Raw genomic sequence first — 23,428 nt, 5'->3', positions numbered from 1 at the left:
TCGCCGCTGTCCGCCCAGCAGCCGGCGTCAACCTTCTCGAAGCCCCGGGCGACGGTCGCCCCGGCGGGCCGGGAGCCGAGGATGTCGAGCGCCGCCACCTCCTTCACCCGGTCCTCGGTCCCCTCGCAGTCCCGAGCTAGTTCCAGCAACGTGCAGCCGGTGAGCGTGACGGCCGCCAACGCGGTCGACAGGAGCAGGGATATCGGGCGGGTGGTACCTGTCGGCAGAGGCAAAGCGGGCTCCAGGTCAAGGCCGGGGCGCAGCGAGGAGGCGGTACGCCGGACAAAATAGCCGTCCGTGCCCGCTCCGGAGCAGGCACCGCCCAGTTCTACCAAGCAGCCGTCACCCTCGCATCACTCTTTGTGAGCCTGACACTTTGGTGGGCGTCCTGAGCAGCGCTCTGTCCGGGCCACTTGCGGTAGATCCGCGCTCCTCAATGAACCACCTGATGCTCACGGCGTTCAGCGCCACTCGGGTCGCCCGGTCGGCTGTGGACAGCCAGAGGCCGGGTCAGAAGAGGCCAGCGATCAGTGTGCCGGCCCAGGCAGCGTACGTCTTCGTCCGATGCCAACCACCGCAGTACAGCCGTGGCTTGCGCCGTCCGTCCTGTTTGAGGAAGGCTTCGCACCATCGGCACCGCAGATCGCCGTGATATGTGCCGTCATCCCCCAGCCGAGCCTGCCCCATGGGGAGGACCTTGACGTCAGGCCCGTCACGTGGTCCACACGGTGAACGGCGTCGAGCCCCCACCCGGAGGGGTGGGGGCTCGGTGGTCGTGGGCTCAGGCGGAGCCGACGAAGAGGACCATCAGGAGCCAGACCACCGGCGCGGTGGGCAGCAGGGAGTCGAGGCGGTCCATGATGCCCCCGTGGCCGGGAAGCAGGGTGCCCATGTCCTTGATGCCCAGGTCCCGCTTGATCATGGACTCGCCGAGGTCGCCGAGGGTGGCGGTGGCGGCGACCGCGAGGCCGAGCAGCAGACCCTGCCACCAGGCGCCGTCGTCGATCAGGAACTGCATGCACAGCGCGCCGACCACCATCGCGAAGGCCACCGCGCCGAACAGGCCCTCGCGGGTCTTGCCCGGGCTGATGCGCGGGGCGAGCTTGTGCCGGCCGAAGCGCCAGCCGACGGCGTACGCGCCCGTGTCGCTGACCACCGTGAGCACGAGGAACGTCAGCACACGGCGCGAACCGTCGTCCGCGGTGAGCATCATCGCGACGAACGTGGCCAGGAACGGCACGTAGAACGCCGCGAAGACACCGGCCGTGACGTCCTTGAGGTAGCCCTCCGGCGGTTCCGTCATGCGCCAGACCAGGACCGCGAGCGCCGTCAGCGCCATCGCCACCCAGGCGCCCTCCGCGCCCCGGACGTACCCGGCGACCACCATGGCCGCGCCGCCGACCGCCAGCGGCACGAGCGGCGCCTTGATGCCCTTGCGCTCCTCGAGCCGGCTGGTGAGTTCCCACAGGCCGACCACGACCGCGATCGCGATGACACCCACGAAGACGGCCTTGACGACGAACAGCGACACGACGATCACCGCGCCGAGCCCGAGGCCGACGCCTATGGCGGCACCCAGGTCGCGGCCCGCGCTCTTCTTCTGCGGCGCGGGCGCCGGCTGCGGGGCGTCGGGCATGGGCTCCGGATTCTGCGACGCCGTCCCGTGGAAGGACGGTGTCTGCGGCGTGTCATGGGACCACGGCTGCGGCGCATGGTGCGGCTGCTGCGGCGTGTCGTCGCGGAACGAGGCGCCGCCCGGCTGGGCGGCACCCCGGTCGTCATCCTGGTTTCCGCCGTGAGCGGGCACGTCGGGCACGACGGGCATGGGGCGGGTCCGCTGGGCGTCATGCGCATCGTACGCGGGACCCGCCGGAGCGGCCCCCGGGACGGGTCCCTGATGGGCGGGTGACCCGTCCGCGGGCCCCCAGTACCCGGCTTGCCGCGGCGCTCCCCAGGAAGTGTCGTCCATCAGACTTCGAGCAGCTCCGCTTCCTTGTGCTTCAGCAGCTCGTCCACCTGCGCCACGTACTTCGCGGTGGTGTCGTCGAGCTCCTTCTCCGCACGACGGCCCTCGTCCTCGCCGACCTCGCCGTCCTTGATCAGCTTGTCGATGGCGTCCTTGGCCTTGCGGCGCACGGAGCGGATGGACACCTTGGCGTCCTCGCCCTTGCTCTTGGCGACCTTGATGTAGTCGCGGCGGCGCTCCTCGGTGAGCTCGGGGAACACCACGCGGATGATGTTGCCGTCGTTGCTCGGGTTGACGCCCAGGTCGGAGTCGCGGATCGCCTGCTCGATGTTGCGCAGCGCGGTCTTGTCGAACGGGGTCACGACGGCCATGCGCGGCTCCGGCACGGAGAACGAGGCCAGCTGGTTGATCGGCGTCGGCGCGCCGTAGTAATCGGCCACGATCTTGTTGAACATCGCCGGGTGCGCACGGCCGGTGCGGATCGCGGCGAAGTCCTCCTTGGCGACCACGACGGCCTTCTCCATCTTCTCCTCGGCCTCGAGGAGGGTCTCTTCGATCACCACTTGCTCCTGCGTGTCTTGAGTAGGCCCGGCCGCGGTTTCCCTGTCGGGACCGGCGGCCGGCTTCGTCGCGTCATCTTCCTGCACGGTTCCCGACCGGCGGGACATTGTCCATCCCCCGGCCAGGGTCCGTCCCGTCCGTCGCCCGGACAGGTCTCTTTCCGGCTTCCCGCGGTGCGGGCTCCGCCGGTCAGCCCCGGCTGCCTTGGTCACCCACAAGCGTGCCGATCTTCTCACCCTTGACGGCGCGGGCGATATTGCCCTCCTTCAGGAGCTCGAAGACGACGATCGGGAGCTTGTTGTCACGGCACAGCGTGATCGCCGTGGCGTCGGCGACCTTGAGGTCCCGTGTGATGACCTCCCCGTAGCCGAGGGAGTCGAACTTCACGGCGTCCGGGTTGGCCTTCGGGTCGGAGTCGTAAACCCCGTCCACGCCGTTCTTCCCCATGAGCAGCGCCTCGGCGTCGATCTCCAGGGCGCGCTGGGCGGCGGTGGTGTCGGTGGAGAAGTACGGCATGCCCATACCGGCGCCGAAGATGACCACGCGGCCCTTCTCCAGGTGGCGCACGGCGCGCAGCGGGATGTACGGCTCGGCGACCTGGCCCATGGTGATGGCGGTCTGGACCCGGCTGTCGATGCCTTCCTTCTCCAGGAAGTCCTGCAGGGCGAGGCAGTTCATCACGGTGCCGAGCATGCCCATGTAGTCCGAGCGGGCGCGGTCCATGCCGCGCTGCTGGAGTTCGGCACCGCGGAAGAAGTTGCCGCCGCCGATCACGACCGCGATCTCCGCGCCGTCGCGCACGACGGCCGCGATCTCACGGGCGATGGCGTGCACCACGTCCGGGTCGACGCCCAGGCCCCCGCCGCCGGAGAAGGCCTCTCCGGACAGCTTCAGCAGAAACCGGCCGGGTACTTTGCCGTCGTCGCTCTTCTGGGCCTTGGTCATGAGATCCCGCCTTTGTTATACGTGGTGCACATGCGAAGAAGGCCATTGCCGGTGGGGCGTGTTTCGCATCCCATGCAGCGGCAATGGCCTCCTCGTCAGATCTGCTGCCGCCCGTCACTCGCGTGTACGTGGCTGCACACACGAGCGACATGGACGACTGCTGTCGACCCTATCGGGGTCGGGGGTCCGTCGCGGTACGGACCTTGGACTCAGATGCCGACCTTGATGCGCGTGAAGCGCTTCAGGGTGACACCGGCCTCGTCCAGGACCTTCTGGACCGACTTCTTGTTGTCCAGGGCGTAGGGCTGGCCGAGCAGCGTCGCGTCCTTGAAGAAGCCGTTCAGGCGGCCCTCGACGATCTTGGCGATCGCGGCCTCGGGCTTGCCCTCGGCGCGGGTGGTCTCCTCGGCGACACGACGCTCGGACTCGACGATGTCGGCCGGCACGTCCTCCTTGGCGAGGTACTTCGGCGCGAAGGCGGCGATGTGCTGGGCGATGCCCTTGGCGACCTCGGCGTTCGGCTTGTCGAGCTCGACGAGGACACCGATCTGCGGCGGCAGGTCGGGCATCGTGCGGTGCATGTACGCGGTCACGAAGCCGTCGGAGAACTGCGCGAAGCGGTCCAGGACGATCTTCTCGCCGAGGTTGGCGTTGGCCTCGTCCACGAACGCCTGGACGGTCTTGCCGGCCTCGATCTCGGAGGCGAGCAGGGCCTCGAGGTCGGCCGGGGAGGTCTTGGCGACGTGCTCGGCGAGCGCGCGGGCGACGGACTGGAACTTCTCGCCCTTGGCGACGAAGTCCGTCTCGCACTTCAGCTCGACGAGGACACCGGAGGAGTTGTCGTCGGCGATGATCGAGACCACGGCGCCGTTCTCGGCGGAGCGGCCCTCGCGCTTGGCGACGCCCTTCTGGCCCTTGATACGGAGCGCCTCGACGGCCTTCTCGACGTTGCCCTCGGCCTCGTCCAGCGCCTTCTTGCAGTCCATCATGCCGGCGCCGGTGAGCTCGCGGAGCTTCTTGACGTCGGCGGCGGTGTAGTTCGCCATGAGTCTGTGAATCTTTCTCGAAGTCTGGAGGATCGAAGATCTGCACGGTCTGCGATCTACATGTAGATGCAGATGCCCGACTCTGTGCTGACCTACGGGTGAACGGCGGGAGCGGACTTCATGTCACCGCTCCCGCCGTCAACGCTGGCGCTGACGGATCAGGCCTGCTCGCCCTCGGCAGCCGGAGTCTCGGCGGCCGGCGTCTCGGCGGCCGGCGCCTCGGCAGCCGGCGCCTCGGCGGCGGGAGCCTCCGCAGCCGGAGCCTCCGCAGCCGGGGCCTCCGCAGCCGGGGCCTCCTCGGCCTTCTTCTCACCCTCGAGCAGGTCGCGCTCCCACTCGGCGAGCGGCTCGCCCGCGGCCTTCTCGCCCTTGCCCTCGGTGGCGACGCCGGAACGCGCGATGAGGCCCTCGGCGACCGCGTCGGCGATCACACGGGTGAGCAGGGTGACGGAGCGGATCGCGTCGTCGTTGCCCGGGATCTTGTAGTCGACCTCGTCGGGGTCGCAGTTGGTGTCGAGGATGGCGACGACCGGGATGTTGAGCTTGCGGGCCTCGCCGACCGCGATGTGCTCCTTCTTGGTGTCCACGATCCAGACGGCGCTGGGCACCTTCTGCATCTCGCGGATACCGCCGAGGGTCTTCTCCAGCTTGGCCTTCTCGCGGGAGAGGACCAGGAGCTCCTTCTTGGTCAGACCGGAGGCCGCGACGTCCTCGAAGTCGATCTGCTCGAGCTCCTTCAGGCGCTGCAGGCGCTTGTAGACGGTCGAGAAGTTGGTGAGCATGCCGCCCAGCCAGCGCTGGTTGACGAAGGGCATGCCGACGCGGGTGGCCTGCTCGGCGATGGCCTCCTGCGCCTGCTTCTTCGTACCGACGAACATGACCGTGCCGCCGTGGGCGACGGTCTCCTTGACGAACTCGTAGGCGCGGTCGATGTACGACAGCGACTGGAGCAGGTCGATGATGTAGATGCCGTTGCGCTCGGTGAAGATGAAGCGCTTCATCTTCGGGTTCCAACGGCGGGTCTGGTGACCGAAGTGGACGCCGCTCTCCAGCAGCTCCCGCATCGTGACGACGGCCATGGCCGTACTCCTTGAGTTTCTCGGTTGTGCCGCGGATGCCGGACGGCTTCCGCGCCTGACGCCCGGTTGCGCCGTGCCACGAGGGACCGAGGGGCGCTGACACCGGCCGTCTCCGGTCCGGGTGTCGGGGCGTGCGAAGTCGACCCAGTGACCCGGGTCGCCACCAGAATTGTACGGGACCCGCGGGGCGCCGGGTGACGCCGCTGTCCACAACCGGTGAGTTGTCCACAGGTTCGGACCGCTGTCGGCGGGGTGCGGGACGGTGGGCGCATGGTTCGGATGCGTGCGATGCGATGGACGGCCGCCGGTGCCCGGCGGGGGCTGCTGCCCAGGTGGGCGGCGGCGGTGGCGGCCTCTTTGGCGCTGGTGGCACTCGTGGCCTCGGCAGCGCTGCTGGGCTCGGCGGCGTGGGCGGCCTGGGCGGACGATGGCCCCGCCGCGCCGGCCGGCCCTGACTCCGATCCCGGCCCTGGCCCTGGCTCCGGCCCTGGCTCCGGCTCCGGCTCCGGCTCCGGCTCCGGCTCCGGCTCCGGGGAAGGGGATCCGCCGGTACCGGCCGTGGGCCGGGTGTGGCCGGTGGGGGTGCGCCCCGGGGTGCTGCGTGGCTGGGATCCTCCAGCGACGGTCTACGGACCCGGGCACCGGGGCGTGGACCTGGGCACGTCGCCAGGCGCGCCTGTTCGGTCGGTGGCGGCCGGGCGGGTGTTCTTCGCGGGCCCGGTGGCCGGCAGAGGCGTGGTGTCGGTCGAGCTGACAGGTACCGGCGACCCACCGCTGCGGACGACGTACGAGCCGGTGAAGGCGTCGGTGAAGCAAGGCGACGAGGTGGCGGCCGGCGAGGTCATCGGCACCGTGGAGGCGACGGGCCGGCACTGCGAAGGCCCGTGCGTCCACTGGGGCCTGCTGCGCGGCAAGACCTATCTGAACCCGCTTCTCCTGCTCCCGCCGTGGCTCCTGAACGGGCCGACGAGACTGCTGCCGGTGCTGGGGGTGCCGCTGCCCTGACCGCGGGGCGGGCGGGCCTCCTGCCCCCAGCCGCGGGCTGGGGAGCCTCCTGCGGACCCGGTCCGGCCCGTGCCCTCCCAGCCTCCGCCGGCGTCAGCCGCAGACGCCGCGCAGTGCCATCCCCACCGCGGCCTCGGCGATGGCCGCCGGATCCTCCGCGGCGCCCAGTTCGATCCGCCGCACCGCCGCGTCCACCACGCCCTGGAGCAGTATCGCCGCCAGCCGCGGCTGCTCGTGCCCCAGTTCCCCCAGCGCCTCCACGATCATGGCGACGAGCCCGCCGTGGGCGGCGCGGATCTTCTCCCGGGCGCCCGCGTCCAGCTCACTCGCCGAGATCGCCACGACGGCCCGGTGCCGCCGGTCCCCGACCAGCTCCAGTTGCTTGCGCACATACGCCTCGACCTTGGCCGCGGGCCCGTCGGCGGAGGCCATCGCGGCCGCGACCTCCGCGGCCCACACCGGGAAGTCGACCTCGCACAGCTCCTCGACCACGGCGGCCCGTGACCGGAAATACTCGTACACCGACGACCGCGCGAGCCCCGTCCGCTCGGCCAGGGCGGGGAAGGTCAGCGCCTCCGTCCCGCCCTCGGACAGCAGGGTCCGCGCCGCGTCCAGCAGGGCGGCTCGCTGCATCGACCGGTGCTCGGCCACGGAGGCCGCTCGAATCCTTGGCACGTCGACCACTTTACGGACGCGCCACCCGGACCGGGAGGGACTCCGCCCGGGTCAGCGTCCGAAGCTCGCCAGCTTCGCACGCAGCTGAAGCACCGATTTGGTGTGGATCTGACTGACCCGGCTCTCCGTCACACCGAGCACGTTGCCGATCTCGGCGAGCGTGAGGCCCTCGTAGTAGTAGAGCATCACGACGGTCTTCTCCCGCTCGGGCAGCGTGTTGATCGCCCGGGCCAGGAACGTGCGCAGCTCCCGGTCCTCGGCCACCTCCACCGGGTTGTCGGCGGCGGTGTCCTCCAGCGTGTCCATCAGGCTCAGCCGGTCCCCGCCCTCGCCGCCGACGTGCAGCAGCTCCTCCAGCGCCACCACGTTGGCCAGCGACAACTGGCTGAAAACAGCATGCAGTTCGTCGACCGCGATGCCCATCTCGGCGGCCACCTCGGCCTCCGACGGCGTGCGCCGCAGCCGGGCCTCCAGGGTCGCGTACGCCCGCTCCACGTTCCGCGCCTTCTGCCGCACCGAGCGGGGGATCCAGTCCAGCGCCCGCAGCTCGTCGATCATCGCGCCCCGGATCCGCGTGATCGCGTAGGTCTCGAACTTGATCTCCCGCTCGATGTCGAACTTCTCGATCGCGTCGATGAGCCCGAAGACCCCGGAGGAGACGAAATCGGCCTGCTCCACGTTGGGCGGCAGGCCGACGCTCACTCGTCCCGCCACGTACTTCACCAGCGGCGAGTAGTGCAGGATCAGCTGCTCCCGCAGCCGCTCGTCCCCCGTCGCCTTGTACGACCGCCACAGCTCCTCGAGCGTCGAAGGAGCGGGCGGCCGCACGCTGCCACCGTCACGGGCGGCTGAGGGGATCGCCGCCCGGTCGGGCCCGGAGGTGTGCTGGGGCATTCGTCGCCTTGTGTCGTTCTGCCGTGGAATGCGGGCGTCTGCGTGAGTTGCCGGTCTGAGTCGTTTCTGTGGTCGGAACCACGTGAGCGTAGCGTGACTGATGTGTCGCGGTGCGCGAACGGCGGGGCGTGAAGCGTGCGCAGATTCGTTCCGCAATGCGCCCCGCCGGGTCACGCACGTCACCCTCGGTAACCGCGACAGCGCCCAACTGCGGGAATCCCCAACGACATCGGGCCTCCCCCGGACGGCCGAACACTCTCGGTCAGCACCGCTCGCGGCCCTCCCGGGCCGAGATCAGCGCCTGGCGTGTCAACTTCCATCCCTCGCCATGTCGTTCGACGTAGCCCAGTGATCGGAGTTCGTACAGTTTCGCGATCGCGTCGTCCGCGGTCGTCCGGGCGCCGCGGGCGATCTCCTCCGGCGTCGCCCCGCCGCGCGCCGGCAACGCGGCCAGAACCTGCCGGGCGTCCGGTTCCAGCAGGTCGCGCGGGAGTACGGGACCGCGCCGGTCCGGGGCGAGTTCACCCATGTCGCCCACCAGTTCGACGACTTCCGCGGCGTCGCCGACCAGCACCGCCCCGCCGCGCAGGAGCTCGTGGACACCGGCGGAGAGCGCGCTGGTGGCCGGGCCGGGCACGCCCATGGTGTGCCGTCCCAGCCGCTGCGCCGCCCGCGCGGTGACCAGCGATCCGCTGCGGTGGGCGGCCTCGACCACCACGGTGCCCCGGGTGAGCGCCGCGATCACTCGGTTGCGGACGATGAACCGACTCGGCGTGGGGTGGTCACCGGGCGGTAGTTCGCCGACCACCAGACCCTGCTGCGCGATCCTGGTGATCAACTCGGTGTGCCCGCGCGGGTAGGGCCGGTCGACGCCGCAGGCCAGGACGGCGACGGTGGCGCCACCCGCAGCGAGGGCACCGCGGTGGGCGGCGCCGTCGACTCCGTAGGCGCCGCCGGACACCACCACCCAGCCGCGCTCGGCGAGGCCGGAGGCGAGGGCCGCGGCCATGTGGGCGCCGTACTGGGTGCAGGCGCGGGCGCCGACGACCGCGACCGAGCGCAGCGCCCATATCCGCAGGCTGGGCCGGCCGCGCACCCACAGTCCCATGGGCCGCGCGTCGCCGAGGTCGTCGAGTTGGGCGGGCCACTCGGTGTCCCCGGGGCGTACGAACCGCACACCGGCCTCCCGGGCCGCGGCGAGATCGCGTTCGGGCTCGGCCCGTGCCGCCCGGGCGCACAGCCCCGACCACCGCTTGCCGGAGACCCCGGCGAGCCGAGGGGCGCCGTCGCGCAGCCGCCGGGCCACCTCCACCCCCCCGAGTTCCCGCAGCCACCGCCCGCCGGCCTCGTCCCCGGGCTCGACGACCCGGCTGAGGAGGACCCGGGCCAGCAGTTCGCGGTCGGGGGCCCGGGTGGCGTTCACACCGGCGCCCCGATGGTCATGGGCACGCCCCGTGGCACTCCGGTGCGCAGTTGCAGCGCCAGGGCGACGTCCGACGTGTCGGGCCGGTCGTGGCCAGCCAGGTCCGCGACCGTCCAGGCGACCCTCAGGACGCGGTCCAGTCCGCGCGCGGTGAGAACGCCCCGCTCCAGGCCGCGCTCGGCCTCGTCCATCGCGCCGGCCACCACGTGCCAGCGGCTGCGCAGCTCGCGGCCGGGCACCTCGCTGTTGGTCCGCCACGGTGTGCCCGCGAGGCGGGCCGCCGCGCGTTCCCTGGCGGCCCGCACCCGGTCGGCCACCGCCGCCGTGGCCTCGCCCCGGGCGTCGCGCCGGGTGAGTTCGGAGCGGGTGACCGGGTCCACCTCCACCCGCAGGTCGACCCGGTCGAGCAGCGGGCCGGACAGCCTGGCCTGGTAGCGGCGGACCGCCGAGGGCGGGCACTCGCACAGGGTGTCGCGCAGTGAGAACCGGCCGCAGGGGCACGGGTTGGCCGCGAGCACCATCAGGAACTTCGCCGGGAACCGCACCACCCCGGCGCTGCGGGCGATCACCACATGGCCCGCTTCCAGCGGCTGGCGCAGGGCGTCGAGCGCGTGGCTGCTGAACTCGGGGGTCTCGTCCAGAAAGAGCACGCCTCGATGGGCGAGCGACACCGCCCCGGGCCTGGCGACGCCCGGGCCGCCGCCGACGAGGGCCTGCATGGTGGCCGAGTGGTGCGGGGCGCAGTAGGGGGCGAGGTCGATCAGCGGTCTGCCCGGCGGCAGGAGTCCGGCCACCGAGTGGATCGCCGTGACCTCCAAGGACTCCTCCCGGGCGAGGCGGGGCAGCAGTGCGGGCAGCCGCTCGGCGAGCATGGTCTTGCCCGCGCCCGGCGGCCCTTCGAGGAACAGGTGGTGCGCCCCGGCCGCGGCGACCTCCGCCGCCGTACGGGCCGAGACCTGGCCGACGACGTCGGCGAGGTCGTGCCCCTGGTCCTGCTGGGAGGCGCCCACGCTGTGCATTCCGGCGGCCGCGCCCGTGCCGGGCAGGCGCAGGCCGGCCAGCAGCGGGTCCGGTCGCCCCTGCTCGTCCGGGTCCTCCTCGGGCACCGGCTCGTCGGTCAGCACCGCGATCAGCTGCCGCAGGCTTCGGACGCCGAGGACGGAGACGCCGGGCACCAGCGAGGCCTCGACGGCGGCGCACTCGGGCACGACCACCTGCTCGTACCCGGCGTCGGCGGCGGCCAGCACCGCCGGCAGGATGCCCCGGACCGGACGCACCCGCCCGTCCAGGCCGAGTTCCCCGATCATCACGATGTCGGCGAGCACCCGGGGATCGATCCGTTCGGCGGCGCCGAGCACCGCGCAGGCCACGGCCAGGTCGAAGCCGCTGCCGGCCTTGGGCACCGAGGCCGGGCTGAGCCCGACCGTGAGCTTCTTCTGCGGCCACTCGCCACCGGAGTTGACCACAGCGGCCCGCACCCGGTCCCGGCTCTCGGTCAGGCTCTTGTCCGGCAGGCCCACCAGGGTGAAGGCGGCGACGCCCGGTTCGAGGTCGGCCTGCACCTCGACGACCACGCCCTCGACACCGACGAGGGCCACGGAGCACGTACGCGCGAAGCCCATCAGGCGGCCCCCCGTACGTGCTCGACCACGGGGGCGCCGCGCCGGGGCAGCAGGACGCCGACCAGGTCGATGCGGACGCCTCCGGGCGGCGCCCCTCCGTGGGACTGGATCCAGCGTTCCGCGAGGCCGCGCAGCCGCTCGGCCTTCTCCGGTGTGACCGCGGCCATCGGATGCTCGAAGAGCCCCTCCCGGCGGGTCTTCACCTCGCAGACGACCAGGACGTCGCCGTCCCGGGCCACGATGTCGATCTCGCCGGTCCTGCCGCAGCGCCAGTTGCGCTCCAGGACCGCCATGCCGGTCTGGGCCAGCCGCCGGGCCGCCAGGCCCTCTCCGTACCTGCCGAGCGCGCTTCGTGCGTTCATGTCGGCACCACCTCCGGCGCCCACGGTCACGCATCCGGCCCCACAGATTGGATCTTGGTGGGCTACTCACCGGTTGTGGACAACGCTGTCACTCACACGAGTGACAGCGAGGAAGGACCACTGACGCCCCTCACCCGCCCGGCAGCTCCAGATCGGTCTTGTTCAGCTCCTCAATGTTCACGTCCTTGAACGTGAGGACGCGTACCTGCTTCACGAACCGGGCCGGCCGGTACATGTCCCACACCCAGGCGTCGGCCATCGACACCTCGAAGAACACCTCACCCTGTACCGAGTGGACCTGCATCTCGTAGTCGTTGGTGAGGTAGAAGCGCCGCTCGGTCTCGATCACGTATTTGAACAGACCGACGACATCGCGGTACTCCCGGTAGAGCTTGAGCTCCATCTCGGTCTCGTACTTCTCGAGGTCCTCGGCGCTCATGGCATGTTCCCCTTCAGCCGTGCGATCCCACCATTGTGCGCCAGTCCCACGAGGCCCTAGACGATTTCGGTGTCGAGGGTCACGGGCCCGGCCGGGGGACCTTCGTCGAGCAGTGTGCGCAGCAGCTCGGCGAGTCTGGTCGGATACACCGTCTCATGTGCCCGGATCAGTTCCTGACACGTCCACCAGCGCGCTCCGGCGACGCTGCGCCGCTCCAGCTCGGTCAGGGCCGTGGCCTCGATCGCGGTCCGGTCCGTACGGGCCAGGTAGTACCACTCGTCCTGGTTCCAGCGTCGGCCCGCGAACGGGAACGAGCACGTGCGGCGCCACAGCACCGGGCCGAGTTCGACCTCGGTGATGCCGGTCTCCTCGGCGAGTTCCCGCAGGGCGGCCTCCTCGCGCGTCTCGGCGCCCTCCAGGCCGCCGCCCGGGGTGAACCACCAGTCGTCGGCCGGGTCGTCGGGCTCGTGGCCGTGCAGCAGCAGGATGCGGTCCTCGGGGTCGAGCAGGACAACCCTGGCGACCTTGCGCAGTCCGCCGCGGTAACCGTCCGTGCCGGCGTCCCCGGCGTCCCCGGCGTCCTCAGCGAGCACCGGCCGGCTCCGTCCGGGTGCGGGTGCGCGAGCCGCCCAGCCACGTCGCGATCGGGCCGTAGGCGCCCCCGGCGAGGACCAGGACGGCACCCGCCACGATCATCATGGTGATCGTGCGCAGCGGGCCCGGCGCGGACAGGGCGCCGAGCGCCTCGAAGCCGGTGGGACGCTCCAGCAGGCCCTTCATGGGCCAGACGACGGCGTCGACCCGGGCGTCCACGGCGTCGCGCGAGACGGTGCCCGCGGCCGCGTCCGTGAGGTGGGCGGTGGAGTCCAGGGAGCCCTGGCGCTCGTCGCCGAGCAGGAACAGCCGGCCCTGGGGCACCTTCACGGTCGGGAAGCCGCCGGCCTCGGCGACGGCGCCCTTCAGGTACGGCTCGTCGACCTGCTTACCGTTGACGGTCAGCCTGCCCTGCTCGCAGCAGGAGACGGTGTCGCCGCCGACGGCGACCACGCGCTTGATCACGGCGGAGTTCTGCACCCAGGTCTTGTCGTGGAAGACGACCACGTCACCACGGTGCACCTGACCGCCGTCGACCCGCTGGGCCAGCACCCGGTCGCCGATGCCGATCGTCGGCACCATCGAACTGGTGGGCACGGTGTACGGGCGGTAGATCACCGCCGCCCACACGAATCCCGCGAGGAACAGCACCAGCCCCACGGCCACGGCGAGCCCGGACAGCCGCTGCCCGGCCTTGCCGCCCACCAGGTCCCTGCCTGTGCCGCCGCTGCGCGGGGCCGTACGCGTCGTGCTCTCGCCACCCATGGACCCGAACCCTACCGGGCGGTACCGGAACGGGGCAGCCCCTCCTTCCGGGCCACCGCCGCATGCTCCACCAGGACTTCACAGCGGCGGACGGTACCGGCGGAAGCGGCCGCGCCGCCGCACTGCCCCGGCTCGGCGGCCCAGCGGCTCAGCGGCTTCCCGTGGCCGCCGTCGGGGTGCCCGTACCGGCCACGGCCTTCGCGGCCCGCCTGCGCCGCCACAGCGCCACCGGCACGACCGCGGTCAGGGCCACGCCCTGGGGGGCCACCGTCAGGGCGCCCGCCGCCGAGGAGTGATCGTTGATGCCCTGCTGGTCGAAGGTCTCCGGGACGGGCAGCGTGCCCCAGCGGTTGATCGGCCAGGCCTTGACGATGGCGCGGCCGACGACATCCTTGACCGGGACCATGCCGTGGTTCTTGTCGGTCTGGTTGTAGCGCGAGTCCCGGGAGTTCTGCCGGTGGTCGCCCATGACCCAGATGTAGCCCGCGGGCACGTGCACCGTGAACTGGCCGCCCTGGTCGTCGACGCTGCACGGCGTGTTGCCCGGGTACACGTACGGCTCGTACAGCGGCTTGCCGTTGACCATCAGCGGGCCGGTGTTCCTGCACTCGACGGTGTCACCGCCCACGCCGACGACGCGCTTGATGAGGTCCTTCTCCTCCGCGGACGGCATCAGGCCGATCCAGCTGAGCACCGTCTGCAGCGCGTTCGGGCTGGCCGCCGGCTCACCCGCCAGCCAGTCGTCCGGGTCGTGGAAGACGACGACCTCGCCGCGCTCGGGCTCGGAGCCGAACCACGGGGTCAGCTTGTCGACCAGGACGCGGTCGCCCCGCTGAAGGGTGTTCTGCATCGAGTCCGAGGGAATCGAGAACGCCTGTACGAGGAAGGTCTTGATCAGCAGCGCCAGCACCAGCGCGATAGCGATCAGGATGGGCAGCTCCTTCCAGAAGGAGCGGGGCTTCCTCGCCTCGGGGGTGCTGCCCCCGCTCCCCTGGTCACCGCTGTGGTTGTGCTCAGTCACCGTGCCGTCCTCGGCTGTCTCGCTCTCACTCCCGGAAGTCACGGCGTTGCGCGCAGCGGGGTCCGCCGCTCCCTCGGGGTGTCCGCGGTGCTCCTCGCCGTCGTGTCCGGACCGTGCGCCAACCGCCACATCCCCCACGCCAACTCCTCACTCCGTGCCGCCGCCTGCCCCGTGCGCGGCGCAGGCCCACCACTCCCATAACGAGCGGGAGTTCCGCAGGGCTCGGGAGTCGAATCGATCCGTTCGGATCGTCTGGGGCAACCCTATGCGACAGGCGGGGAGCGGCGGTCGACCCAGCCGCCGCGTCGGGCACCGAAGAAAAGGTTTTCGGCTCCTTCAGCATGGTCCAGTGGCCGACGGGCCAGCCGATGACCATGGCCCGCCCCACCACGGAGTTCTCCGAGACGGTTCCGCCGTACGGGGTGTCCTGGTGGGCGCGCGAGTCGGCGGAGTTGGCCCGGTGGTCGCCCATCACCCACAGCCGGCCCTGGGGGACGGTGATGTCGAACTGGGTGTTGGAGGGGGCGTTGTCCGGATAGAGGTAGTCCCCCTCGTTCAGGGGAAGACCGTTGACGGTCACCCTGCCCTGCGTGTCGCAACACTTGACGTGGTCACCGCCGACGCCGACGACCCGCTTGATGAGGTCCTTCTCGTCGTCGGAGGGCAGCAGGCCGATGAAGGTGAGACCCTGCTTGACCTGCTTGACCCCGACGGGGTCGTCCTTGTGGGCGGTCTGCTCACCGGCCAGCCAGCCGCCCGGGTCGTGGAAGACGACGACGTCCCCTCGCTGCGGCTTGGCGCCGAACCACGGGGTGAACTTGTCGACCAGGACCCGGTCGCCGATCTGGATCGTTTGCTCCATGGAGCCCGACGGGATCACGAAGGCCTGCACGAGGAAGGTCTTCAGCACCAGGGCTATGAGCACGGCGACGCCGACGAGGAGCGGTATCTCCCGGACCGCGGAGCGCCTGCGCCGCCGCTTGACCTTGCGTTGCAGCTTGCGCCGCTCCGCGCGGGTGCGGCCACCGGCCGAGCCCGCGGCGCGCCGCGCCCCGGTGGGCAGGAGGTTGTCGGCGGCGTTGGCGGAGACACCGCGCGGCCTGCCGCGGCTACCCATGGCCGCCGCCCGCATGGCCGGCGGCGGGCACACGCGCGTAGGCGTCCGGCCGGTGCAGGTGGGTCCGGTGGCCGAAGGGCCAGACGATCCAGTCGGCCCGGCCGATCACGTCGCCGACGGGGATCATGCCGCCGCCCGGCGAGCCCAGATGGTCGCGGGAGTCGCTGGAGTCGCCCCGGTGGTCGCCCAGGACGAACAGGGTGCCCTCGGGCACGACGACGTCGAAGGACACGGCGGACGGGCTGTCACCGGGGTGGAGAAACGTCGACTCGTCGACCGACCGGCCGTTCACCTGGATCCTGCCCTCCTCGTCACAGCAGACCACGTGGTCTCCGCCTACACCGACAACGCGTTTGATGTAGTCGCCGTCCCCGAAGTACCCGCTGCCGTCGAACACGACGACGTCGCCGCGCCGCGGCACGGCTCCGAAACGGTACGCCAACTTGTTTACGGCAACGCGGTCCCCGATCCTCAATCCCGGCTCCATGGATCCGCTCGGAATCTCGAACGGCTGCATCACGAACGTGTTGAGGAGCAGCAGGAAGACCAGGCCGCTCAGCGCGGCCAGGGTGATCCTCCCGCCGGGAAGCCACTCGGTGATCCGCGACATCAACGCGAAACGCGACCGTTCCTCCGGCCCCCGCGCCCCCGGGGTCTCACCGGGTTCGCCGTCACAAGGGCGGGAGGAGCGGTCGCGCTCCGTCTGCTGTGCTTCGGTGTCCATCGGGGCCGAATGTTATCCGGCCCCGCCATGAACTCCGCGAAGCGCTCAGTTCTCGCGCTTCTCCTTGATCTTCGCGGCCTTGCCGCGCAGCTCGCGCAGGTAGTACAGCTTGGCGCGACGCACGTCACCCTTGGTGACGAGCTCGATCTTCTCGACGATCGGGGTGTGCACCGGGAAGGTGCGCTCGACGCCGACGGAGAAGGAGACCTTGCGGACCGTGAAGGTCTCGCGCACGCCGGAGCCCTGGCGACGGATCACCACGCCCTTGAACTGCTGCACACGGGAGCGGTTGCCCTCGATGACGCGGACGTGGACGTTGACGGTGTCGCCCGGGCGGAAGGCCGGGATGTCCTCGCGCAGCGACGCGGCGTCGACGGAGTCGAGCAGGTGAGACATTTCGTCTGCTTTCTTCGTTGATGCCACAGGTCATCAACGGGCACTAGATGTACGGGGTCGGTGCTGCGCGGGTCGGGACGGGCGTCGTGTCCCCCTGTGGCAGGGGCGCACGCCGGACCGGCACACAGCAACGCCCTATTCTTCCACGCCGTCGGTCCTGCGCCAAAATCGGCCGTGCGACTCACCCTCGAGGTCCGGCGACCAGCCCAGGATGGACAGCATCTCGCGGTCCTTCTTGTCGAAGGCCTTCGGATCGCAGCGCTCGATGAGGTCGGGCCGGTGGGCCGTCGTGCGCCGCAGGGCCTCGTCGCGCCGCCAGCGGGCGATCTTCCCGTGGTGGCCGCTGAGCAGCACCTCGGGGATGCCGTGGCCGCGCCACTCGGGCGGCTTGGTGTAGACGGGGCCTTCCAGGAGGTTGGCCATCGTGCCGGGCGCGAAGGAGTCGTCGCGGTGCGACTCGGCGTTGCCCAGGACGCCGGGCAGCAGCCGCGCCACGGCCTCGGTGACGACCAGCACGGCCGCCTCGCCGCCGGCGAGGACGTAGTCGCCGATGGAGACCTCGTAGACGGGCATCCGGGTGGCGTACTCGTCCATCACCCGGCGGTCGATGCCCTCGTAGCGGGCCGGAGTGAAGATCAGCCAGGGGCGCCCGGAGAGCTCCAGGGCGAGTTCCTGGGTGAAGGGGCGGCCGCTGGGCGTCGGGACGATGAGCGCGGGCGCGTGGGAACCCGTCTCGTAGCCGTCGGCGAGAACGGTGTCCAGGGCTTCGCCCCAGGGCTCGGTCTTCATGACCATGCCGGGACCGCCGCCGTAGGGCGTGTCGTCGACCGTGTGGTGGCGGTCGTAGGTCCAGCCGCGCAGATCGTGGACGTGCACGTTCAGCTGTCCACGCGCGCGTGCCTTGCCGACGAGGGAGACGTTCAGGGGTTCCAGATACTCGGGGAAGATCGTGACGACGTCGAGCCGCATCAGGACTCTTCTCCCGCGGACGTGCCCGAGGAGGCGTCGGGGCCGTCGGCGGCCTCGTCGAGGACGGCCTGGTCGTCGATGAGGCCGGGCGGCGGGTCGACGACCGCCCGCTGCTCCTCCAGGTCGATCTCGGTGACGATCTCCCCGACGAACGGGATCATCACCTCGGTGCCGTCCGGACGCTCGACGATCAGGAGGTCCTGGGAGGGCAGGTGGGAGATCTCGGTGATCCGGCCGACCTCCTTGCCGTCCACGGTGACGACGTCGAGGTCCATCAGCTGGTGGTCGTAGTACTCGTCCTCGCCCTCGGGAAGCTCCTCCGGGTCGATCTCGGCGATCAGGAGGATGTTGCGCAGGGCCTCGGCGGCGTTGCGGTCGCGCACGCCCTCGAAGCGCAGCAGGAGGCGGCCGCTGTGGACGCGGCCCGTTGCGATGGTCAGCGGGCCGGCGGACGCCGGGTCGGTGGCCAGGACGGCGCCGGGGGCGAGCCGCAGTTCGGGCTCGTCGGTACGTACCTCCACGGTGACCTCGCCCTTGATGCCGTGGGCGCGGCCGATCCGTGCGACTACCAGCTGCACGTGGAAGATCTCCTGTCGGAACTCTGAACGCGAGCCGCCGGGCGGCTCATACGACTACGGGCCGGGGACGGCCCAGCGGCCCTCCCCGGCCCGAGCCGGTTGCGAAAAGCGTCAGCGGACGTGGTCCACGTCGACGAGGTCGACACGGACACCGCGGCCGCCGATGGCGCCCACGACGGTACGCAGGGCGCGTGCGGTGCGGCCGTTGCGGCCGATCACCTTGCCGAGGTCGTCCGGGTGCACCCGGACCTCGAGCACCCGTCCGCGGCGCAGGTCACGCGAGGCGACCTGCACATCGTCAGGGTTGTCGACGATGCCCTTCACGAGGTGCTCAAGCGCCTCCTCGAGCATGCTGCTCAGGCCTCGGTCGACTCAGCCGAAGAAGACTCGGCCGCGGCCTCGTCCTTCTTCTCAGCCTTCTTCTTCTGGGTGATGGCCTCACCCTTGTTCTCTTCACCGCCGAGGGCCTCGAACGACGGGCGCACGGTCTTCTCGGCCGGCTGGAGCAGCGGCGCAGGGGCGGGCTCGCCCTTGAACTTCTGCCAGTCGCCGGTCTTCTTCAGGATGGCGAGCACGGGCTCGGTCGGCTGGGCGCCGACGGAGAGCCAGTACGCCACACGCTCGGCGTTGACCTCGATGCGCGAGGGGTTCTGCACCGGGTGGTACAGACCGATCTCCTCGATGGCCCGGCCGTCACGGCGGGTACGGGAGTCGGCGACGACGATGCGGTAGTGAGGCGAACGGATCTTGCCCAGACGCTTCAGCTTGATCTTGACTGCCACGGGAGTGGGTTCTCCTGGATTTGACGTGGTTGGGCACGGCGGAGACGCCGCGTGGGGTTGCGGTACCCGAGTGCCCGATGGACGCGTCAGCCGGAGGAGAGAGGGGTCCTGTGCGGCTGTCGAGTACAGCTAGCCATTGTGCCACACCCGGTGCGCCTCTCTCGGCGGAGGGTGCGGCGGCCGCCCCCGGGCACGACTGAGTGGCACCCGGCGCTCCGGGTGCCGTGGATGCGCGCGCCCGCCCGCGTCGGCGGGGTGCCGCCGCGTACGGCGGCACCCCGCGCACCGTCCTGCTGCTCACCCGGCACCCACGAGATGCCGGTACGCAGTGAGCCGGTCAGCCGGTCGCCGCGCCCACCGGCTCCGGGATCCTGAACGGCTTGCCGCAGCCGCCGCACATGATCGGGGCCTGGGCAAGGACCGAGGGGACGACCCGCACATTGCGACCGCAGTCGCAGACCGCCTTGACCCTGACCCCGCCGCCGGACGAGCCGTGGCGGGCGGCCGGTCCGCGGAAGGAACGGCCGGTGTCGGCGGAGGTGGCGACCGAGTGCGCCTTCAGCGCACGCTGGAGGCGCTCGATGGTCGGGCGGTAGCGCCGCTTCGCCTCGGGGCTGAGCGAGACCAGCGAGAAGCCGCTGCTCGGGTGCGGCTCCTCGGGATGGTCCAGGCCCAGCTCCTCGGAGATCGCGAGGAACCTGCGGTTGTGGTAGCGGCCGGCACGGGACGTGTCGCGTACGCCGCGCGCGGCGGCGACGCCATGGACTGCCTCGTGAAGCAGTCGCTCGAAGGAGAGTTCGTGTCCGCACGCGGACGACGACTCCCCGATCAGGGACTCAGGCGCGGCAAGGTCCGGCAGCTCGGGGTGGTACCGCTGAATGTCGGCCCACGCCTGCGCCAGCTCTGCGGCGAGAACAGGTGGTGTCGTGCTCACGTAATGACAACGAGCCGGAGGGCCGCTGTGTTCCTATTCCGGGCCATCCCAAATAATTTGCACGTACCCGTCAGTCGTCGCTGATGCGTCCTGACGAGGGCGGGTGCGCTGATCTGCGGAGAAGCCGCACAGCTCCACCCAAGGTGGTGCGCAAAGGGAGTACGCACCGGCGCGTACGCCCCTCGCGCACGCGGGGGGCGTCGGGATCGCGCCACGCGCAAGAGGCGTTTCGGCCGCTTCCCGGCCGGGGACCCTCATCCCGGTCGGCGCTCGCGACGCCCGCGACGTTACCCGGTGCGCCTCCCGCGTCCGGCACCGGCCCATAGGACAAGCCGACTTCCGGCCACGTCGATCCCGGATCCAGGTTGCCGGGATGTGAAATCTCCGCCCGCACCGCCACAGGACGCAAGCAGGGCCCCGCGACCCCTGGACGCGAGGAAGGGCTCGGAGTTACCTGGCATACGGGGGAAGTGGGAGCGCACGGCACGGGGGCCACGGAACCGGGCACAGCGACAGCACTCGGCGGATTGGGGCGCCTATCCATGACACCTGCGCTCGTGCGGCAGCACGTACGGCACACGGCAACAGTCCCCGACACGGAGCCACGCGCACGCGCGCGTGACTGGTCCGAGATCCAGGAGCGGATGCTGGTCCCGCTCTACGAGGCCGTCTACACGCGACTGGACGTGGGCTCCGGCACACGGCTGCTGGCCCTCGGCTGCGGCTCCGGGCTCGCCCTGCTCCTGGCCGCGGCCAGAGGCGCGACGGTCACCGGTGTCGACTCCTCCCGCCCCGAGCGGCTCGCCCTCGCCCGCCGGCGGCTGCTCCCGGAACCGTGGGACACACGCACGCGTGCGACCGCCCGGATCGTCGACGGATCACCGCGGGACGCCGCCGTCCCCGGCAGCCCCGCGTACACCGTCGTGACCGCCTTCGAGCCGATCGGCTGCCTCGCGGGCGACTCGGAGGGGCTGGCCGCCCCGCTCGCCGCCGCGACACCGCTCGCCGAGAAGGGGGCGCCCGTGGTCCTGGCCGGCTGGGGGCCGCCGGAGCGCTGCGCGACCTCGTCCGTGCTGCGGGTGGCGACCAAGCTCGCCGATCCGCTGCGCAGCCCCGGCAGCTGGCGCCCCGCCCTGCGCGACGACCTGGAGGAGGTGGCCCAGCGCGCCGGTCTGCGGCCGGACGGCTCCGGCCGCGTCGCCTGCCCCTTCGGGTACGCCGACCTCGACAGCGCGGTACGCGGACTGCTCTCCACGGGGCTGTTCGACGCGGCCGTCGCCGCCACCGACCGGAACCAGGTCGACAAGGAACTCACCGAGGCCCTGCACGCACACCAGCGGCCGGACGGCACCGTGTGGATGCCCAACGTCTTCCGGTACCTGATCGCACGGACCCCCTGAATGCGGACGCCCTGAACCCGACGGCCCGAACCCGGACGCCCGGACACGGGCGCCCGCACCCCCGAACCTCACTGGACGCCGCCGGCCTCCGCCTCCTTCCGCAGCCGGGTGATCCCGGCGACCCGGTAGGCGTCGGCCTCCTCCAGCGTCTCGTTCTCCAGCAGCGCCTGCGCCAGCGCGTCCAGCTGCCCCCGGTGGTCGCGCAGCTTCCGGCACGCCTCCTCGTAGCACTCGTCGACGATGCGCCGCATCTCGCTGTCGATGGTGTCCAGGGTCTGCGGGGCGGCGGCGAGCCCGTAGGCCTGCTGGGCGTCGTCCGGCAGGGCGGAGAGGCGGCCGAGGTGCTCGCTCATGCCCCAGCGGGCCACCATCCCGCGCGCGATGCCGGTGACCTGCTCGAGGTCGTGCTCGGAGCCGGTCGTGACGACCCCGTAGACGACGTGCTCCGCCGCCATGCCGCCCAGCGCGCCGATGATGCGGCCCCGCAGGTACTCCTCGGTGTACGCGTACTTGTCGGACTCCGGCGTCGACAGCGTCACCCCGAGCGCCCTCCCGCGCGGCACGATGGTGATCTTGCGAACGGGATCCGCGCCGGGCTGGAGCATGCCCAGCAGGGCGTGCCCGCTCTCGTGGTACGCAGTGCGCCTGCGCTCCTCCTCGGGCATCACCAGCGCACGTTCGGCTCCGAGCTGGACCTTCTCCAGCGCCTCCGAGAAGTCGGCCCGCGTCACCTGCTCCTGCCGCCGCTTGACCGCGAGCAGGGCGGCCTCGTTGGCGAGGTTGGCCAGCTCCGCCCCGGTCATGCCCGGAGTCGTACGGGCCACCCGGGCGAGGTCCACGTCCGGGGAGAGCGGGATCCGGCGGGTGTGGATCCGCAGGATCGCCTCGCGGCCGCCCCGGTCCGGCGGCGAGACGCTCACCACCCGGTCGAAACGGCCGGGACGGGTCAGCGCGGGGTCCAGCACGTCGGCGCGGTTCGTGGCGGCGAGCACGATGACGCCCTCCGAGCCTGAGAAGCCGTCCATCTCCGTCAGGATCTGGTTCAGCGTCTGCTCGCGCTCGTCGTGCCCGCCCACCGAGGCACCGCCGCCCCGGGCCCGGCCGATGGTGTCGATCTCGTCGATGAAGACGATCGACGGCGCCACCTTGCGGGCCTCCGCGAACAGCTCGCGCACCCGCGAGGCACCCACCCCCACGATCATCTCGATGAACTCGGACGCCGACGCCGAGAAGAACGGCACGTCCGCCTCACCGGCCACGGCCCGCGCGAGCAACGTCTTGCCCGTGCCCGGCGGCCCCGTGAGCAGTACCCCGCGGGGCATCTTCGCGCCCATGTGGCGATAGGCGTCCGGATACTCCAGGAAGTCGACGACGTCGTCCAGCTCGCCCTTGACCTCGTCGATGCCCGCCACGTCCGCGAAGGTGGTGCGCTGGGTGCCCGGCTGGAGTTCGACCGGCCTGGGCGGCGTCTTGCGCCCCAGCAGACCGCCCGGACCGCCCAGACCCGAGCCGATCCGCCGCGCGAAGAAGATCCACAGCGCCGCCAGCACCGCGATCGGCGCCAGCGAGAGCAGCAGATTCGGCAGCAGGCCGCGCTCCTGCACGACCGGCTGCGCGGTCACCGTGACATGGTGGCTGCTCAGGCTCTGCCAGAGCCTGTCGTCCGCGAAGGCCGGGCGCTGCGTCTTGAACTTGGTGTACTTCCCGCCGCCCTCGGGATTGGCCTTGGCGCTCTTGAGCCGGCCCTGGATCGCGTCGCCCTTGGAGTAGATCGTGCCGACGTTGCCCGCGTCGAGCTGCCTGCTGAACTCGGTGTACGAGATCGTCGGCTCGTTGCCCTGGTTGTAGTAGCTCAGCCCGCCGTAGGCCACCAGGAAGATGATCACCGCGGTGACGAGCAGGCCCCACCACCTGCCGCGCATCCGTCCGCCGCCGGCCGGCCTGGGCGGCTCGTCCGGCGTGCCCTCGGTACGCCACGGCTGGTCAGAGCCGTTGCGCGGCGACGCGGCATTGCTCATATCTGGACGTTACGGCACATGGCGTACCCCGGCACGGGCGGTGGGGGCCCCCCCCCCGCGGGGGGCCCCCCCCCCCCCGCCACCCCCCGACGGGGGGGACCCCCGGGGCCGAC

Annotated in this window: 25 protein-coding genes and 1 pseudogene; 2 read left to right on the top strand and 24 right to left on the bottom strand. The window is 71.4% G+C overall.

The annotated features are described in order from the left end of the window. From ABZ818_RS38005 to rpsB, 6 genes and pseudogenes are all read right to left on the bottom strand, one after another. Window positions 1-335: pseudogene (locus tag ABZ818_RS38005) on the bottom strand (hypothetical protein); the annotation flags it as partial. Between the two features lie 446 nt (window positions 336-781). Next, window positions 782-1,969, bottom strand: a complete 1,188-nt coding sequence (locus ABZ818_RS38000) for a phosphatidate cytidylyltransferase (protein WP_361425433.1) — start codon at window positions 1,967-1,969, stop codon at window positions 782-784. Beyond that, window positions 1,969-2,526 carry a ribosome recycling factor gene (gene frr, locus ABZ818_RS37995; protein WP_361425430.1) on the bottom strand — a complete coding sequence of 186 codons (558 nt, stop codon included), beginning with the start codon at window positions 2,524-2,526 and terminating at the stop codon, window positions 1,969-1,971. The genes ABZ818_RS38000 and frr overlap by 1 nt, the downstream gene beginning before the upstream one ends. Window positions 2,527-2,716: 190 nt before the next feature. Further along, on the bottom strand, window positions 2,717-3,472 hold the full coding sequence (gene pyrH, locus ABZ818_RS37990; protein ID WP_361425427.1) for a UMP kinase: 756 nt from the start codon (window positions 3,470-3,472) through the stop codon (window positions 2,717-2,719). A gap of 209 nt (window positions 3,473-3,681) precedes the next feature. After that, window positions 3,682-4,518: a translation elongation factor Ts gene (gene tsf, locus ABZ818_RS37985; protein ID WP_361425424.1), complete on the bottom strand. Its 837-nt coding sequence runs from the start codon at window positions 4,516-4,518 to the stop codon at window positions 3,682-3,684. A 158-nt stretch (window positions 4,519-4,676) separates the two neighbouring features. Then, window positions 4,677-5,597, bottom strand: coding sequence for a 30S ribosomal protein S2 (gene rpsB / locus ABZ818_RS37980; RefSeq protein WP_361425421.1), 921 nt, complete (start codon window positions 5,595-5,597; stop codon window positions 4,677-4,679). A gap of 270 nt (window positions 5,598-5,867) precedes the next feature. On the opposite strand from rpsB, the gene ABZ818_RS37975 reads away from it, so the two are divergent. Next, window positions 5,868-6,602, top strand: a complete 735-nt coding sequence (locus ABZ818_RS37975) for a M23 family metallopeptidase (protein ID WP_361425418.1) — start codon at window positions 5,868-5,870, stop codon at window positions 6,600-6,602. 93 nt (window positions 6,603-6,695) lie between these two features. Here the strand turns inward: ABZ818_RS37975 and ABZ818_RS37970 are convergent, their stop codons facing one another. From ABZ818_RS37970 to ABZ818_RS37890, 17 genes are all read right to left on the bottom strand, one after another. Next, window positions 6,696-7,253 (bottom strand): helix-turn-helix domain-containing protein, encoded by a 558-nt coding sequence (locus ABZ818_RS37970; RefSeq protein ID WP_361425436.1) that lies wholly within the window; start codon window positions 7,251-7,253, stop codon window positions 6,696-6,698. A gap of 75 nt (window positions 7,254-7,328) precedes the next feature. Continuing rightward, a complete protein-coding gene (gene whiG / locus ABZ818_RS37965; protein WP_361425415.1) occupies window positions 7,329-8,171 on the bottom strand; it encodes an RNA polymerase sigma factor WhiG in 843 nt (280 codons plus the stop codon). 262 nt (window positions 8,172-8,433) lie between these two features. Next, complete coding sequence (gene dprA, locus ABZ818_RS37960) at window positions 8,434-9,594, bottom strand: DNA-processing protein DprA (RefSeq protein ID WP_361425412.1); 1,161 nt, start codon at window positions 9,592-9,594, stop codon at window positions 8,434-8,436. After that, window positions 9,591-11,216, bottom strand: coding sequence for an ATP-binding protein (locus ABZ818_RS37955; RefSeq protein ID WP_361425409.1), 1,626 nt, complete (start codon window positions 11,214-11,216; stop codon window positions 9,591-9,593). The genes dprA and ABZ818_RS37955 overlap by 4 nt, the downstream gene beginning before the upstream one ends. Next, window positions 11,216-11,578, bottom strand: a complete 363-nt coding sequence (locus ABZ818_RS37950; RefSeq protein ID WP_361425406.1) for a YraN family protein — start codon at window positions 11,576-11,578, stop codon at window positions 11,216-11,218. Before ABZ818_RS37950 ends, ABZ818_RS37955 begins: the two co-directional genes overlap by 1 nt. 130 nt (window positions 11,579-11,708) lie before the next feature. Further along, window positions 11,709-12,017, bottom strand: a complete 309-nt coding sequence (locus ABZ818_RS37945; RefSeq protein WP_008745401.1) for a DUF2469 domain-containing protein — start codon at window positions 12,015-12,017, stop codon at window positions 11,709-11,711. A gap of 56 nt (window positions 12,018-12,073) precedes the next feature. Then, a complete protein-coding gene (locus tag ABZ818_RS37940) occupies window positions 12,074-12,610 on the bottom strand; it encodes an NUDIX hydrolase (protein WP_361425403.1) in 537 nt (178 codons plus the stop codon). Further along, window positions 12,600-13,376: a signal peptidase I gene (gene lepB / locus ABZ818_RS37935; RefSeq protein WP_361425400.1), complete on the bottom strand. Its 777-nt coding sequence runs from the start codon at window positions 13,374-13,376 to the stop codon at window positions 12,600-12,602. The genes ABZ818_RS37940 and lepB (ABZ818_RS37935) overlap by 11 nt, the downstream gene beginning before the upstream one ends. A 148-nt stretch (window positions 13,377-13,524) precedes the next feature. Beyond that, window positions 13,525-14,535, bottom strand: a complete 1,011-nt coding sequence (gene lepB / locus ABZ818_RS37930) for a signal peptidase I (protein ID WP_361425397.1) — start codon at window positions 14,533-14,535, stop codon at window positions 13,525-13,527. Further along, a complete protein-coding gene (gene lepB, locus ABZ818_RS37925) occupies window positions 14,423-15,514 on the bottom strand; it encodes a signal peptidase I (protein ID WP_361425394.1) in 1,092 nt (363 codons plus the stop codon). The genes lepB (ABZ818_RS37930) and lepB (ABZ818_RS37925) overlap by 113 nt, the downstream gene beginning before the upstream one ends. After that, the gene (lepB, locus tag ABZ818_RS37920) at window positions 15,507-16,238 is read right to left on the bottom strand and encodes a signal peptidase I (protein WP_361425391.1); all 732 of its coding nucleotides are present in this window, start codon (window positions 16,236-16,238) and stop codon (window positions 15,507-15,509) included. The genes lepB (ABZ818_RS37925) and lepB (ABZ818_RS37920) overlap by 8 nt, the downstream gene beginning before the upstream one ends. A 45-nt stretch (window positions 16,239-16,283) precedes the next feature. Continuing rightward, the gene (gene rplS, locus ABZ818_RS37915; protein ID WP_361425388.1) at window positions 16,284-16,634 is read right to left on the bottom strand and encodes a 50S ribosomal protein L19; all 351 of its coding nucleotides are present in this window, start codon (window positions 16,632-16,634) and stop codon (window positions 16,284-16,286) included. A gap of 135 nt (window positions 16,635-16,769) precedes the next feature. Continuing rightward, window positions 16,770-17,603, bottom strand: a complete 834-nt coding sequence (gene trmD, locus ABZ818_RS37910) for a tRNA (guanosine(37)-N1)-methyltransferase TrmD (protein WP_361425385.1) — start codon at window positions 17,601-17,603, stop codon at window positions 16,770-16,772. Continuing rightward, the gene (gene rimM, locus ABZ818_RS37905; protein ID WP_361425382.1) at window positions 17,603-18,181 is read right to left on the bottom strand and encodes a ribosome maturation factor RimM; all 579 of its coding nucleotides are present in this window, start codon (window positions 18,179-18,181) and stop codon (window positions 17,603-17,605) included. The genes trmD and rimM overlap by 1 nt, the downstream gene beginning before the upstream one ends. Before the next feature lie 111 nt (window positions 18,182-18,292). Continuing rightward, entirely contained in the window at window positions 18,293-18,532 is a 240-nt protein-coding gene (locus ABZ818_RS37900) for an RNA-binding protein (RefSeq protein WP_005479813.1), read from the bottom strand. A gap of 5 nt (window positions 18,533-18,537) precedes the next feature. After that, window positions 18,538-18,963: a 30S ribosomal protein S16 gene (rpsP, locus tag ABZ818_RS37895; RefSeq protein ID WP_361425379.1), complete on the bottom strand. Its 426-nt coding sequence runs from the start codon at window positions 18,961-18,963 to the stop codon at window positions 18,538-18,540. 337 nt (window positions 18,964-19,300) lie between these two features. Then, a complete protein-coding gene (locus ABZ818_RS37890) occupies window positions 19,301-19,897 on the bottom strand; it encodes a hypothetical protein (protein WP_361425376.1) in 597 nt (198 codons plus the stop codon). Between the two features lie 542 nt (window positions 19,898-20,439). Here ABZ818_RS37890 and ABZ818_RS37885 point away from each other — a divergent pair. Then, on the top strand, window positions 20,440-21,297 hold the full coding sequence (locus tag ABZ818_RS37885; protein ID WP_361425373.1) for an SAM-dependent methyltransferase: 858 nt from the start codon (window positions 20,440-20,442) through the stop codon (window positions 21,295-21,297). 68 nt (window positions 21,298-21,365) lie between these two features. Here ABZ818_RS37885 and ftsH read toward each other — a convergent pair whose 3' ends face one another. Next, window positions 21,366-23,315 carry an ATP-dependent zinc metalloprotease FtsH gene (gene ftsH / locus ABZ818_RS37880; RefSeq protein WP_361425370.1) on the bottom strand — a complete coding sequence of 650 codons (1,950 nt, stop codon included), beginning with the start codon at window positions 23,313-23,315 and terminating at the stop codon, window positions 21,366-21,368. Between the last annotated feature and the right edge of the window lie 113 nt (window positions 23,316-23,428).

Origin of the sequence: Streptomyces sp. NPDC047453, assembly GCF_040643155.1 — a bacterium.
Classification (GTDB): Bacteria; Actinomycetota; Actinomycetes; order Streptomycetales; family Streptomycetaceae; genus Streptomyces.
The sequence above is the reverse complement of the archived record's forward strand: the minus strand, read 5'-3'. Positions and strand labels throughout refer to the sequence as shown.